Below are 13,715 nucleotides of genomic sequence, written 5' to 3'. Positions count from 1 at the left end.
GGTTGAGAGGGGATTGGCGAAATGGCAACGGTAGATCGCTGGCTGCTGCCAGACGGTATCGAAGAAGTACTGCCGCCCGAGGCGGCACGCATCGAGGCAGCCCGCCGCCAGGTGCTGGATCTGTTCCAGCGTTGGGGCTACGACTTCGTGGTCACTCCGCATATTGAATATCTCGAGTCCCTGCTGACCGGTGCCGGTCAGGACCTCGACCTGCGCACGTTCAAGGTGACCGACCCGCAGTCGGGCCACCTGATGGGATTCCGCGCGGACATCACGCCGCAAGTTGCGCGCATCGATGCTCACACGCTGCGTCGTGAAGGCCCGAATCGCCTGTGCTATGCCGGCAGCGTGCTGCACGCCAAGCCGCGAGCGCTATCCACTTCGCGCAGCCCGATCCAGTTGGGTGCTGAGCTTTACGGCGACGCCAGTCCGGCGAGTGACGTGGAAGTCATCAGCTTGATGCTGGAGATGCTCGAACTGGCCGCCGTGCCGGACGTGCATATGGACCTTGGCCATGTCGGAATCTATCGCGGGCTGGCCAAGGCCGCGGGTCTTTCCGGCGAGGTTGAGCGCAGCCTGTTCGACGCCCTGCAGCGCAAGGCAGTGGACGAGGTGGCCGAGCTCACCGAAGACCTGCCTCACGAACTGGCATCCATGCTCCGTTCCCTGGCCGAACTCTGTGGCAGCCGCGAAGTGCTGGATCTGGCCCAGGGCGTGCTGATGGATGCGCCGGAGGACGTGCATCGTGCACTGGACGAGCTGATCGCCATCGCCGATGCGCTGGAGCTGCGCTATCCAGAGTTGCCGCTGTACTTCGACCTGGGTGAGCTGCGCGGTTACCACTATCACACCGGGGTGGTCTTTGCCGCCTTCGTGCCGGGCGTTGGGCAGTCCATCGCGCAGGGCGGTCGCTATGACGATATTGGCGCCGACTTCGGCCGGGCGCGCCCGGCCACCGGTTTCTCCACCGACCTGAAGACCCTGGTGACCCTGGGCAACATGTCGCTGGAGCAGGAAGTTTCTGGTATCTGGGCCCCGGACAGCCATGACCCGTACCTGTGGTACGAGGTCAAGCGCCTTCGGGCTGATGGCCAGCGTGTGGTGCAGGCCCTGCCGGGCCAGGAAGTGGCAAACGCACAGGAAGCCGGCTGTGACCGCCAGCTAGTTCTGAACGGCGGGCGTTGGCAGGTGGCGGCGCTTTCCTAAGACGTTTCAAGGCCGGTGCTGAATTGCCGGCCGCTAACGATTTTCCGTGTTTTCCGCCGGCGGCTGCCGGCTCCGAGCTTCTGCGAAGAGGACAAGTGTTATGGGTAAGAATGTCGTAGTCCTGGGCACCCAGTGGGGTGATGAGGGTAAGGGCAAGATCGTCGATCTGCTGACCGACCAGGCTGCCGCCGTAGTGCGTTACCAGGGCGGCCACAACGCCGGTCACACCCTGGTGATCGACGGCGAGAAGACCGTGCTGCACCTGATCCCGTCCGGCATCCTGCGTGAAAATGTCGAGTGCCTGATCGGTAACGGCGTCGTGGTCGCGCCCGATGCGCTGATGCGCGAAATCACCAAGCTGGAAGAGAAGGGTGTACCGGTGCGTGAGCGCCTGCGCATCAGCCCGGCTTGCACCTTGATCCTGCCGTACCACGTGGCCCTGGACCAGGCTCGCGAGAAGGCCCGCGGCGACGCCAAGATCGGCACCACCGGTCGCGGCATCGGCCCGGCCTACGAAGACAAGGTCGCTCGTCGCGGCCTGCGTATCGGCGACCTGTTCCACCGCGAGCGCTTTGCCGCCAAGCTGGGCGAGTTGCTGGACTACCACAACTTCGTTCTGCAGCACTATTACAAGGAGCCGGCGGTCGACTTCCAGAAGACCCTGGACGAGGCCCTGGCCTACGCCGAGCTGCTCAAGCCGATGATGGTCGACGTCGCTGCGCGCCTGCACCAGCTGCGCAAGCAAGGCGCCTACATCATGTTCGAAGGCGCGCAAGGCTCGCTGCTGGACATCGACCACGGCACCTATCCCTACGTCACCAGCTCCAACACCACCGCTGGCGGTACCGCCACCGGCTCCGGCTTCGGTCCGCTTTACCTGGACTACATCCTCGGCATCACCAAGGCCTACACCACTCGTGTGGGTTCCGGCCCGTTCCCGACCGAGCTGTTCGACGAAACCGGCGCCTTCCTCGCCAAGCGTGGCCACGAGTTCGGCTCCACCACTGGTCGCGCCCGTCGCTGCGGCTGGTTCGATGCCGTGATCCTGCGTCGCGCCATCGAAATCAACAGCATCTCGGGCCTGTGCCTGACCAAGCTGGACGTGCTCGACGGCCTGGAAACCATCCGTATCTGCACCGGCTATAAAGATGTGAACGGCGAAATTCTGGTCGATGCGCCGACCGATGCCGACAGCTACATCGGCCTGCAGCCGGTCTACGAGGAAATGCCGGGCTGGAGCGAATCCACCGTCGGCGCCAAGAGCCTGGAAGAACTGCCGGCCAACGCCCGCGCCTACATCAAGCGCGTGGAAGAGCTGGTGGGTGCGCCTATCGATATCATCTCCACCGGTCCTGACCGTAACGAGACGATCGTCCTGCGTCACCCCTACGCCTGAGTCTCCTGACTCCCCCGAAGGGCCGCCATGTGCGGCCCTTCGTCGTTTCAGTGGCCGCGAATGTCGCGCTGCTGGTCGGCACGTACCTTGCTGGCACTTTATAAATCCGAGTTGTCGCCGTTATAGCGGTAACGGTCGTAAAGGAGCCACAAGTCGTGTCAGCCATCCTGTCTTTGTTGCAAAGCCGTTTGCTTCGTCCGGTCTTCATGGCGCTGGGCATTGCCCTCCTGGTGCAGGTGCTGGTTGCCGTTGCCCTTACGAGGAGCACCGTGAACTCGCTGGTGGATGAGCTGGGTGTGCGCCTCGGGGGTGACACTCAGCGCCTGGCGGGCGATCTCGAGCAGGCCGGCCAAGAAGTTTCCGGTAGCTTGAGTGCCCTCTCCACCAAGACTCGCGAGCGCCTGGGGGTGGCCCTGAGTGAGCGTCTCCAGCAAGAGCAGGGGCAGTTGCGCCAGACCCTCGAGCAGAGCCTCAAGGAGTCGGCCAACGACCTGGCGCAATTGCTGGCGGCCGTAGCGCCGCGCGCCATGTGGGACAACGATGTGCCCACGCTCTCCGAGTTCGCCCGTCGCGCCCAGCGCAATCCCAATGTGCTCTTCGTCGTTTATGACGACGCCAATGGTCAGCATCTGACCCGCTACCTCAATCGCGAGAACCCGCAGATCAAGGCGCTGTTGGCCAGGGGGCAGGGTGATCGCGCCCTGGACAAGGTGCTGAATGCGGCGGCCAACGAGCCCTCCGTCTACCTGGTGGAGGCGCCTATCAGTCCCAATGGCGTGGAAATCGGCAAGGTGCGCATGGGTGTCTCGACTGCCGCAGTGGAGGAGCAGTTGAAGGCGCTGGACCAGCGTTTCGTCGCGCTGATCGCCAGTGGAGGCGAACTGGTGAGCGAAAGCCTCTCCGGCGCCGCCAGCGAGAGCAGTGCGGTCCTGACGGCTCGCCTGCAGTCGGCCCGGGAAGCTGCTGGCAGCATGAGTGTGGGTACCCGTCAGGCGGTGGAGTCGGCCGCGGCTGAGTTGCGCTGGCGCATCGGTCTGGGATTGGCGTTGGTCGGTCTCGGTGTCCTGCTGGTGCTTGCTGTGGTACTCGGGCGCCGCGTGGTGGTGCGACTGCGCCTGCTGATCAATGCCCTGAACGACCTGGCTGCAGGTGAAGGCGACCTGACGCGTCGCGTCAAACTCGACAGTCGTGATGAGGTCGGCGAAATGGCCACTGCGGTGAACCGCTTCGTCGACAAGCTGCAGCCCATCGTCCGTGAGGCGGGGGATGTGGCGCAGCGCACCGGCGTGGAAATCCGGGCGCTGTCCGAGCGCAGCCAGTCCGCCGAGGCCGCGGCACACCGCCAGCGCAGTGAGGTGGAAGGCAGTCTGAGTGCGTTGGCCGGGATGGCGGCGGAAGCCCAGGCTGAAAGCCAGGCGATGCAGGATGCCTTGCGTCAGGTGGGAGAGATTCGCCAGGCGGCACAAGACAATGCCGCCATCGCGCGCAAAGTAGGAGGTCTGATCGAGAACCTGGAGGCGCGGGTCCAGAACGGTTCCGAAGTGATCGAGCGACTGGCGCGGCAGAGTCAGCAGATAGAAATGGTGCTGTCGGTGATTCATGGCATCGCCGAGCAGACCAACCTGCTGGCGTTGAACGCAGCCATCGAGGCGGCGAGAGCGGGGGAGAGCGGGCGTGGTTTTGCCGTCGTCGCCGATGAAGTGCGGGCGCTGGCCAGCAAGACCCAGCAGTCCACCGGCGATATCCAGGAACACATCGTGGCCCTGCAGACCGGTGCGCGTGAGGCCGTGTCGGCGATTTCCCAGGCGCGCGAGCGTGCGGTGGAGGGGCTGGAGGCGCTGCGTGACAGCGAGCGTCTGCAGCAGAGCGTGCAGCAGGCCGTGGAGCAGGTGCATGGTGCGGTGCAGGCGGCGGCTCGTGCGGCGGAGCATCAGGCGACCGGGGCCGACGGTGTTCGTGGCCGGGTCGATGTGATCCATATCGAGGCTAGCCGGGCGGCCGAGGCGGTAGCGGCGACTGCCAGCAGCGGACGCGTGCTCGCCGGTCTGGCTGATCAGTTGAAGGCCAGCCTGGGGCAGTTCAAAGCGTAAAGGGAGCGGGGAAGGGGCGGGCGCAGGCTCGCCTCTTTATCAGGTGGCTGTCGCGGAATTGCCGGGAGCCAGAAAGCACAAAGCCGAGCAGAGCTCGGCTTTGTTGAAGAGTGGTGCCCAGGAGAAGACTCGAACTTCCACGGTGTTGCCACCGCTAGGACCTGAACCTAGTGCGTCTACCAATTCCGCCACCTGGGCACATTGCGATGATCGCTCATCGACTTATACGGTGTTCATCGTGAACGACACGGAACCGTACAGTCCGTTAAAACGAAACCGAGCTTCGCGGCTCGGTTTTTGAAAATGGTGCCCAGGAGAAGACTCGAACTTCCACGGTGTTGCCACCGCTAGGACCTGAACCTAGTGCGTCTACCAATTCCGCCACCTGGGCACTTCAGGATGCGATGATTGCTCATTCACTTCCTTCACAACGTCTCAGCGACGCTGTGGGCGCGAACTATACGAGCCGACTTTTGTGTTGTAAACCCCTGAGCGCGAAAAAAATTATTCTTCGGACTAAGCTGACCGACAATCGGAATTCGCGCTTCAATAAGACACATGGCAAATCCCTCTATGGATAAAAAGGTGATCACCCCCTAATGGCCGATTGGCAGAACCTCGACCCCGAGGCCGCTCGCGAGGCGGAAAAATACGAGAACCCCATCCCCAGCCGCGAATTGATCCTGCAGCGCCTCGACGAACGCGGCGCCCCGGCCAGTCGGGAGCAGCTGGTGGAAGAGTTCGGCCTGACCACCGACGAGCAGCTCGAAGCCCTGCGTCGTCGACTTCGCGCCATGGAGCGCGATGGCCAGCTTATCTATACCCGTCGCGGAACCTATGCACCGGTGGACAAGCTCGACCTGATCTGTGGTCGCGTCAGTGGTCACCGCGATGGCTTCGGCTTCCTCATTCCTGACGACGCTTCCGAAGACCTCTTCCTCAGCCCCGCGCAGATGCGCCTGGTATTCGATGGTGACCGCGCGTTGGCGCGGGTGTCCGGCGTTGACCGCCGTGGTCGCCGCGAAGGTGCCCTGGTGGAAGTGATCGCGCGCGCCCACGAAACTCTGGTCGGCCGTTTCTTTGAAGAAAGCGGCATTGCCCGAGTGGTCGCCGACAATCCGAAGATCCAGCAGGAAGTCCTGGTGCCCCAGGGCAAGCAGGGTGCGGCCAAGCACGGCCAGTTCGTCCAGGTGAAGATCGAGCAGTGGCCGAGCAACTTCCGCCTGGCCCAGGGCGAGGTGATCGAAGTGCTGGGCGAATACATGGCGCCGGGCATGGAGATCGAAGTCGCCCTGCGCAGCTACGACATCCCGCACGAATGGCCGGCCGCTGTGATCAAGGAAGCGGCCAAACTGAAGCCCGAGGTGGCCGAGAAGGACAAGGAGAAGCGCATCGACCTGCGCGACTTGCCCCTGGTCACTATCGACGGCGAAGACGCCCGTGACTTCGACGACGCGGTTTATGCCGAGGCCCGCAAGGGTGGCGGCTGGCGCCTGGTCGTCGCCATCGCCGACGTTTCCCACTATGTAAAGGTGGGCTCGGCGCTGGATGAAGAAGCGAGCAACCGTGGCAACTCGGTGTACTTCCCGGAGAAGGTCATTCCGATGTTGCCCGAGGTGCTTTCCAATGGCCTCTGCTCCCTGAATCCCCTGGTGGATCGCCTGGCGATGGTCTGCGATATGACCATTTCCCGCGCCGGCAAGCTGACCGGGTACGAGTTCTACGAGGCGGTCATTCATTCCCATGCGCGGCTTACCTATACGAAGGTCAGCCAGTTCCTGGAAACCCCGGATTCCGCCGAAGCCGAACAGTTCGCCGGGCAGCTGCCGCATCTGGTCAAGCCGCTTCAGCAACTCTACAAGCTCTACAAGGTCCTGCTGGCGCAGCGCCAGTTGCGTGGAGCCATCGACTTCGAGACCCAGGAAACCCGCATCGTCTTCAGCGCCGACCGCAAGATCTCCGAGATCCTGCCGACTCAGCGCAATGACGCCCACAAGCTGATCGAGGAATGCATGCTGTGCGCCAACGTGGCCACCGCCCGCTTCCTTATGCAGCACGAGATTCCGGCGCTCTACCGTGTCCACGACGGTCCGCCGAGCGAGCGTCTGGACAAGCTGCGACAGTTCCTGGCCGAGCTGGGGCTGTCCCTGAATCGCGGCAAGAACGAGCCGACGCCGAGTGACTACCAGGCGCTGCTCGAGCAGATTCGCGAGCGCCCGGACTATCACCTGATCCAGACGGTGATGCTGCGCTCCCTCAGTCAGGCCGTGTACAGCCCGGACAACGAGGGGCACTTCGGCCTCAACTACGACGCGTACACCCACTTCACGTCGCCCATCCGGCGCTACCCGGACCTGCTGGTGCATCGCGCCATTCGCAGCCTGATCCGTTCCAAGCGCGAAAGCGCCCATGTGCAGCGGGCCGGTGCGGCGAGCATGCCCAAGGCACGCATCTACCCGTACGACGAAGCGCGCCTGGTCCAGCTCGGTGAGCAATGCTCGATGACCGAGCGCCGCGCTGACGAGGCGACCCGCGATGTCACCAACTGGCTCAAGTGCGAGTACATGCGTGATCGCGTGGGCGAGACCTTCCCCGGTGTGATATCGGCAGTGACCGGCTTCGGCATCTTCGTCGAGCTGATCGACATCTATGTCGAAGGCCTGGTGCACGTGACCGCATTGCCGGGCGACTACTACCACTTCGATCCCATTCACCATCGCCTGTCCGGCGAGCGCTCTGGTCGCAGCTTCCGCCTGGGTGACGAGGTGGAAGTGGTGGTGGCGCGGGTCGATCTGGACGAGCGCAAGATCGATTTCGAGCTCTCCGACAACGTCCTCACCGCACCGGTCGGCCGCAAGAATCGGGGCGCCGACAAGTCCGCTCCGGTCAAAGGCAAGGCCAAGGCTGCCGAGCCCAAGGTCGGCAAGGGCCGCAGTCGGGGTGCCAAGGGTGCTGCTCGCCACGCCCAGCGTGACACGCCCCAGCAGCATGAACCGAGGGCAGCCGTGGCGCCGCGGCGTCATCGCGCTGGCAAGGTCCAGGCGTTGCCGGCAGTGCCGCCGGAAATGCTCGCCCAGGCAGAGGAATTGCTTGGCAATACCGATGTAGGCAAGAGCAGGGCCATGAAGCAGGCGCTGCTCAGCGAGGCCCGTCAGGGTGCCAAGGCCAGCAAAGGTACGCGCCCGGCCCAGAAAGCGCTGGAAAAACCGGCTAACGATGCCGCCAGGACGGGCGCCAAGCCGCCGAAGAAAAAATCCAAGGCGGCGAAGGCCAAGGCCGCCGGCAAACCCACGAAACATCGCAAAGGTCCGCCGAAACCCAAGGCGCCTGGTAGCAAGGTCAATAAATGAGTCAGTTGGAAAAGGTCTACGGCGTACATGCTGTGGAGGCGCTGCTGCGCCATCACCCCAAACGCGTCAAGCAGCTCTGGCTGGCGGAAAGTCGGCATGACCCGCGGGTCCAGGTCCTGCTCGACCTGGCCGGGCAGCATCGCATCGCGGTGGGCCACAAGGATCGCCACGAACTGGACGAATGGGCCGAAGGCGTCCACCAGGGCGTGGTGGCCGAGGTCAGCCCTAGCCAGGTCTGGGGCGAGAACATGCTCGACGAACTGCTCGAGCGCAGCCCGGGTGCACCCTTGCTGCTCGCCCTGGACGGCGTCACCGATCCGCACAACCTCGGCGCCTGCCTGCGCACCGCCGATGCTGCCGGCGTGCTGGCGGTGATCGTGCCGAAGGACAAGTCCGCCACCCTCAACGCCACGGTGCGCAAGGTTGCCTGCGGCGCGGCGGAAGTCATGCCGCTGGTGGCTGTGACCAACCTGTCGCGTACCTTGGAGAAGCTGCAGAAGAAGGGCTTGTGGGTGGTCGGTACTGCCGGCGAGGCGGAGCAGGAAGTCTATGAGCAGGACATGACCGGTCCGACCGTGCTGGTCATGGGCGCGGAAGGCAAGGGCATGCGCCGCCTGACCCGCGAGCACTGCGATTACCTGGTCAAGCTGCCCATGGCCGGCAGCGTCAGCAGCCTCAACGTCTCCGTGGCCACCGGCGTCTGCCTGTTCGAGGCCGTGCGCCAGCGCCGCAGCCGCCCCTGAGGCCGGCTTGCCCCGGGCGGCTTTCCTGTCGTCCGGGGCTGTTCAAAGTTTCACCAATTCATCTTGCGCGGCATTCGACCCTTCTCTAGAATGTCGCCCCTTGCCGTGGGGGCAGGCTCGCGCACGTCCCCGACCCGGCAAGCCCAAACGAGATATTCACTCCTTGCCTGACCACGATGTTGGCAGGCTACAACCCGTAAGGAGCATTTATGCGTCATTACGAAATCATCTTCCTGGTTCACCCGGACCAGAGCGAGCAGGTTGGCGGCATGGTTGAGCGCTACACCAAGCTCATCGAAGAAGACGGTGGCAAGATTCACCGCCTGGAAGACTGGGGCCGTCGTCAGCTGGCCTACGCCATCAACAACGTTCACAAGGCTCACTACGTGATGCTGAACGTTGAGTGCAGCGGCAAAGCCCTCGCCGAGCTGGAAGACAACTTCCGCTACAACGACGCCGTCATCCGTAACCTGGTCATCCGTCGCGACGAAGCCATCACTGGCCAGTCCGAGATGCTCAAGGCCGAGGAAAACCGCAACGAGCGCCGTGAGCGCCGTGAGCGCGTTGAGACTGACGCTGTCGCCGAAGGCGAAGACAGCGACAACGCTGACGAGTAATCCACGGATCTATTGAGGAGCCAAGTTCATGGCACGTTTCTTCCGTCGTCGTAAGTTCTGCCGTTTCACCGCTGAAGGCGTGAAAGAGATCGACTTCAAGGATCTCAACACCCTGAAGGCATACGTCTCCGAAACCGGCAAGATCGTTCCGAGCCGTATCACCGGCACCAAAGCCAAGTATCAGCGTCAGCTGGCTACCGCTATCAAGCGCGCCCGCTACCTGGCCCTGCTGCCCTACACCGACAGCCACGGCCGTTGATCTCGGTCGGTCGACCTAGGTAAGGGATAGATCGCAATGCGCGCTCTGGCGGAATTCATCATGCGCGGCCGTATGCAGGCCACCCTCGTGGTGGCGGGTGCAGCGGCTCTGCCCCTGATGTTCTGGCTGAGCGCAGCCGCAGGTTGCCTGGTGCTGCTGCGGCGTGGTGTGAACGATGCTCTCGGCATCATTGCCTGGGCCCTTCTACCAGCTCTTGGCTGGTGGTATTTCGGCGAACCGCGCACCTTGATGGTGCTGCTCGGTGCGCTGGGATTGGCTCTGGTACTGCGTTCCAGCGTGTCCTGGACGCGGGTGCTGATGATCAGCGTGGCGCTTGGTCTGTTGTACGGCCTGGTGCTGGGCGCGGTGTTCCGCGAACCCATTGCCGCCATGGCGGGTGAGCTGCAGAAGCTCATGCCGCAGGTGATGGGGGGCGTCTATTCGCAATTGGCGGATGACGAGCGAGCGCGTCTGGGAGCCATGGTCGCGCCGGTCCTGACCGGCCTGATCGCTGCGCTGCTGCAGCTGGTCAGCGTGCTGAGCCTGACGCTCGGTCGCTACTGGCAGGCAGCCCTGTACAACCCTGGTGGTTTCGGCAGCGAGTTCCGCGCGCTGAAACTGCCGCCAGCACTGGCCTTCGGCTTGCTGGCCGCCATGCTGCTGGGGCCGAACCTGGGCCTCGAGCTGGCGATGCTGACACCGATCTGCAGCGTGCCGCTGGCTTTCGCCGGCCTGGCACTGGTGCACGGTCTGGCGAAGCAGGGTGGGCTGGCCGGTTTCTGGCTGGTCGGTCTGTACGTGTCGCTGTTGCTGTTCATGCAGCTGATCTATCCGTTGCTGGTGGTTTTGGCCATCGTCGACAGTCTGATTGATTTTCGCGGTCGCAAGGCGCGCAAGAATGGCGCCGGTCCCGCGAACGGTGAAGGTTAAAAGTTAAGAGGTAAGACCCAAATGGAAGTCATCCTGCTGGAAAAAATCGCCAACCTGGGCAACCTGGGCGACAAGGTGAACGTAAAGTCCGGCTACGGCCGTAACTTCCTGCTGCCGAAAGGCAAGGCCACCGCTGCTACCGCTGCGAACGTTGCTGCGTTCGAAGCCCGCCGCGCTGAGCTGGAAAAGCAGGCTGCCGACAAGAAGGCTGCTGCCGAAGCCCGCGCTGCCCAGCTGTCCGAACTGGAAGTGACCATCACTGCCAGCGCCGGCGACGAAGGCAAGCTGTTCGGTTCCATCGGCACCCACGACATCGCTGACGCCCTGACCGCCGCTGGCGTTCCGGTTGCCAAGGCTGAAGTCCGTCTGCCGAACGGCACCATCCGTCAAGTTGGCGAGTACGACGTTGCACTGCACCTGCACACCGACGTCGAAGCTGCGGTCAAGCTGATCGTGATTGCCGGCTAAGCAAGCCGTCGAAGTGAGCTTGCACTCAGGTGCCGGCTCGCTAACATCGGGCACGTCATTGCGAAAGCGGTGACGTGCCCGATGTCTTTCCAGCCCGAGAATTTTCCGAGCCCATGAACGAAATCACCGCCCCGGAACAGTTCGACCTGCAAACTGCCGCCCTCAAGGTGCCGCCGCACTCCATCGAGGCCGAGCAGGCCGTCCTCGGGGGCCTGATGCTGGACAACAATGCCTGGGAGCGCGTGCTCGACCAGGTGTCCGACGGCGACTTCTATCGTCACGATCATCGGCTGATCTTCCGCGCCATCTTCAAGCTGGCCGAACGCAACATGCCGTTCGACGTGGTCACCCTGTCCGAACAGCTGGACAAGGAAGGCCAACTGTCCCAGGTCGGCGGACTGGCCTACCTCGGCGAACTGGCGAAAAACACCCCGTCGGTGGCCAACATCAAGGCCTATGCCCAGATCATTCGCGAGCGCGCCACGCTGCGCCAGCTGATCGGCATCAGCACAGAAATCGCCGACAGCGCCTATGCGCCCCAGGGACGGACCGGTGAAGAGATCCTCGACGAAGCCGAGCGCCTGATCTTCCAGATCGCCGAGGCGCGGCCGAAGACCGGCGGCCCGGTGGGCATCAATGACATCCTGGTCAAGGCCATCGACCGCATCGACGAGCTGTTCAACAACGGCGATGCGATTACCGGCCTGTCCACCGGTTTCAACGACCTCGATAACCTGACCAGCGGCCTGCAGCCGGCCGACATGATCATCGTCGCCGGCCGTCCGTCCATGGGTAAGACCACCTTCGCCATGAACCTGGTGGAAAACGCCCTGATGCGCAGCGACAAGGCGATCCTGGTGTATTCCCTGGAGATGCCCTCTGAATCCATCGTGATTCGTATGCTCGCGTCCCTCGGTCGCATCGACCAGACCAAGGTTCGCGCAGGCCGCCTCGACGACGACGATTGGCCGCGCCTGACTTCCGCGGTCAACCTGCTCAATGACCGCAAGCTGTTCATCGATGACACCGCCGGCATCTCGCCCTCCGAGATGCGCGCCCGTACCCGCCGCCTGGCGCGCGAGCACGGCGAGATCGGCCTGATCATGGTCGACTACCTGCAGCTGATGCAGATTCCCGGTTCCAGCGGCGATAGCCGGGTGAACGAGATTTCCGAGATCTCGCGCTCGCTCAAGGCCCTGGCCAAGGAGTTCAACTGTCCGGTGATCGCCCTATCTCAGTTGAACCGGGGCCTCGAACAGCGCCCGAACAAACGCCCGATCAACTCCGACCTTCGCGAATCCGGGGCGATCGAGCAGGACGCCGACATCATCCTGTTCGTGTACCGCGACGAGGTGTACCACCCCGAGACCGAGTTCAAGGGCGTGGCCGAAATCATCATCGGCAAGCAACGTAACGGCCCGCTGGGCACCGCGCGGCTGGCCTTCCTCGGCAAGTACTCGCGTTTCGAGAACCTCGCGCCTGGCGCGTACCAGTTCGACGACGAATAAGCTGCAGGTCAATGAATGCGGGCGTCCAGGCGGTATGATGGGCGCCCGTTTTCGTTCATGAGCCTGTCTCAATGCGCCCGCTGATCGCCGCCGTCGACCTTTCCGCCATCCGCCACAACTATGCCCTCGCCAAGCGCTGTGCGCCGGGGCGGCAAGCCTTTGCGGTGGTCAAGGCGAATGCCTATGGCCACGGCGTGCGTGAAGTGGTCGCCAGCCTGCGTGGAGAAGCCGATGGCTTTGCCGTTGCCTGCCTGGAAGAGGCCGCCGAAGTCCGCGCCCTCGACGACGAAGCGCGGGTGCTGTTGCTGGAAGGCTGCTTCGAGCCGGCCGAGTATCATCTCGCCGCCCAGCTCGGGCTGGACCTGGTGGTGCAAGGGCCGGAGCAGGCCGAAGCACTGCTCGCCGCCACCATCGGCCGCCCTGTGAATGTCTGGCTCAAGCTGGATTCCGGCATGCACCGCCTCGGCTTCACCGCGGACGCCCTGCGTCACTGGCATGCCCGCCTGCGCACTGCCGCCCAGGTGGCGGAGCTCAACCTGATCAGCCATTTCGCCTGCGCCGACCTGCGCGGCCACACGCTCAACGAAGTCCAGCTGGAAGCCTTCCTCGACCTGCTGGAACTCGACTTCGATCAGCGCAGCCTGGCCAACTCCGCCGCCATCCTGACCATGCCCGCATCCCATATGGATTGGCTGCGACCCGGCATCATGCTTTACGGTGCCACGCCGCTGGCCGATCTCAGCGCAGCCGAACTGGGCCTGAAGCCCGCCATGAGCCTCAGCGCCCAACTGATTGGCGTACGCGAAATCGAGGTCGGGGAAACCGTGGGTTATGGCGCGACCTGGGAAGCCACGCGGCCGTCGCGCATCGGCACGGTCAGCTGCGGCTATGCCGACGGTTATCCGCGTCACGCGCCCAGTGGCACCCCGGTGGTGGTCAACGGCCGTCGCGTGCCGCTGGTGGGCCGGGTGTCCATGGACATGCTGGCGGTAGACCTCAGCGAGATGCCCGAGGCGCGTGTCGGTGACCCCGTAGAGCTCTGGGGCGCGCAGCTCCCGGTGGACGAACTGGCCCAGGCCTGCGGCACCATCGGCTACGAGTTGCTGACCAAGGTCACCGCGCGCGTACCGCGCCGCTACCTGGCCTGA

The 13,715-nt window shown here is 63.8% G+C and carries 11 protein-coding genes and 2 tRNA genes; 11 read left to right on the top strand and 2 right to left on the bottom strand.

All coding sequences use genetic code 11. The annotated features are described in order from the left end of the window. Positions 1–21: 21 nt before the first annotated feature. From DM872_RS27815 to DM872_RS27805, 3 genes are all read left to right on the top strand, one after another. Positions 22–1,206: an ATP phosphoribosyltransferase regulatory subunit gene (locus tag DM872_RS27815; RefSeq protein ID WP_179062425.1), complete on the top strand. Its 1,185-nt coding sequence runs from the start codon at positions 22–24 to the stop codon at positions 1,204–1,206. Between the two features lie 100 nt (positions 1,207–1,306). Beyond that, on the top strand, positions 1,307–2,602 hold the full coding sequence (locus tag DM872_RS27810; RefSeq protein WP_179062424.1) for an adenylosuccinate synthase: 1,296 nt from the start codon (positions 1,307–1,309) through the stop codon (positions 2,600–2,602). A gap of 155 nt (positions 2,603–2,757) precedes the next feature. Then, on the top strand, positions 2,758–4,692 hold the full coding sequence (locus tag DM872_RS27805) for a methyl-accepting chemotaxis protein (protein ID WP_179062423.1): 1,935 nt from the start codon (positions 2,758–2,760) through the stop codon (positions 4,690–4,692). A gap of 111 nt (positions 4,693–4,803) precedes the next feature. Here the strand turns inward: DM872_RS27805 and DM872_RS27800 are convergent. Together DM872_RS27800 and DM872_RS27795 are read right to left on the bottom strand one after the other, a co-directional pair. Further along, positions 4,804–4,890 (bottom strand) — tRNA-Leu (locus DM872_RS27800). Between the two features lie 106 nt (positions 4,891–4,996). Continuing rightward, a tRNA-Leu gene (locus DM872_RS27795) sits at positions 4,997–5,083 on the bottom strand. Positions 5,084–5,291: 208 nt separating this feature from the next. Here DM872_RS27795 and rnr point away from each other — a divergent pair. From rnr to alr, 8 genes are all read left to right on the top strand, one after another. Next, positions 5,292–8,042, top strand: a complete 2,751-nt coding sequence (gene rnr, locus DM872_RS27790) for a ribonuclease R (protein ID WP_179062422.1) — start codon at positions 5,292–5,294, stop codon at positions 8,040–8,042. Beyond that, positions 8,039–8,785, top strand: a complete 747-nt coding sequence (gene rlmB, locus DM872_RS27785) for a 23S rRNA (guanosine(2251)-2'-O)-methyltransferase RlmB (protein ID WP_179062421.1) — start codon at positions 8,039–8,041, stop codon at positions 8,783–8,785. The genes rnr and rlmB overlap by 4 nt, the downstream gene beginning before the upstream one ends. Before the next feature lie 209 nt (positions 8,786–8,994). After that, positions 8,995–9,402 (top strand): 30S ribosomal protein S6, encoded by a 408-nt coding sequence (rpsF, locus tag DM872_RS27780; protein ID WP_077523742.1) that lies wholly within the window; start codon positions 8,995–8,997, stop codon positions 9,400–9,402. A 28-nt stretch (positions 9,403–9,430) separates the two neighbouring features. Continuing rightward, positions 9,431–9,661, top strand: coding sequence for a 30S ribosomal protein S18 (gene rpsR / locus DM872_RS27775; protein ID WP_016495030.1), 231 nt, complete (start codon positions 9,431–9,433; stop codon positions 9,659–9,661). A 36-nt stretch (positions 9,662–9,697) separates the two neighbouring features. Further along, positions 9,698–10,591 (top strand): hypothetical protein, encoded by an 894-nt coding sequence (locus tag DM872_RS27770; protein WP_179062420.1) that lies wholly within the window; start codon positions 9,698–9,700, stop codon positions 10,589–10,591. Between the two features lie 21 nt (positions 10,592–10,612). After that, positions 10,613–11,059, top strand: a complete 447-nt coding sequence (gene rplI / locus DM872_RS27765; protein WP_179062419.1) for a 50S ribosomal protein L9 — start codon at positions 10,613–10,615, stop codon at positions 11,057–11,059. 113 nt (positions 11,060–11,172) lie between these two features. Continuing rightward, entirely contained in the window at positions 11,173–12,567 is a 1,395-nt protein-coding gene (gene dnaB, locus DM872_RS27760) for a replicative DNA helicase (protein ID WP_077523739.1), read from the top strand. Positions 12,568–12,638: 71 nt separating this feature from the next. Next, positions 12,639–13,715, top strand: coding sequence for an alanine racemase (gene alr, locus DM872_RS27755; protein WP_179062418.1), 1,077 nt, complete (start codon positions 12,639–12,641; stop codon positions 13,713–13,715).

The sequence above is a fragment of the Pseudomonas taiwanensis genome (assembly GCF_013393345.1).
In the GTDB taxonomy this organism is placed as follows: domain Bacteria; phylum Pseudomonadota; class Gammaproteobacteria; order Pseudomonadales; family Pseudomonadaceae; genus Metapseudomonas; species Metapseudomonas resinovorans_C.
The sequence above is the reverse complement of the archived record's forward strand: the minus strand, read 5'-3'. Positions and strand labels throughout refer to the sequence as shown.

What these genes read in the sequence shown, in the direction of transcription:
- DM872_RS27815 (WP_179062425.1), top strand. Translation starts at nt 22, where the DNA reads ATGGCAACGGTAGATCGCTGGCTGCTGCCAGACGGTATCGAAGAAGTA.
- DM872_RS27810 (WP_179062424.1), top strand. Translation starts at nt 1,307, where the DNA reads ATGGGTAAGAATGTCGTAGTCCTGGGCACCCAGTGGGGTGATGAGGGT.
- rnr (WP_179062422.1), top strand. Translation starts at nt 5,292, where the DNA reads ATGGCCGATTGGCAGAACCTCGACCCCGAGGCCGCTCGCGAGGCGGAA.
- rlmB (WP_179062421.1), top strand. Translation starts at nt 8,039, where the DNA reads ATGAGTCAGTTGGAAAAGGTCTACGGCGTACATGCTGTGGAGGCGCTG.
- rpsF (WP_077523742.1), top strand. Translation starts at nt 8,995, where the DNA reads ATGCGTCATTACGAAATCATCTTCCTGGTTCACCCGGACCAGAGCGAG.
- rpsR (WP_016495030.1), top strand. Translation starts at nt 9,431, where the DNA reads ATGGCACGTTTCTTCCGTCGTCGTAAGTTCTGCCGTTTCACCGCTGAA.
- DM872_RS27770 (WP_179062420.1), top strand. Translation starts at nt 9,698, where the DNA reads ATGCGCGCTCTGGCGGAATTCATCATGCGCGGCCGTATGCAGGCCACC.
- rplI (WP_179062419.1), top strand. Translation starts at nt 10,613, where the DNA reads ATGGAAGTCATCCTGCTGGAAAAAATCGCCAACCTGGGCAACCTGGGC.
- dnaB (WP_077523739.1), top strand. Translation starts at nt 11,173, where the DNA reads ATGAACGAAATCACCGCCCCGGAACAGTTCGACCTGCAAACTGCCGCC.
- alr (WP_179062418.1), top strand. Translation starts at nt 12,639, where the DNA reads ATGCGCCCGCTGATCGCCGCCGTCGACCTTTCCGCCATCCGCCACAAC.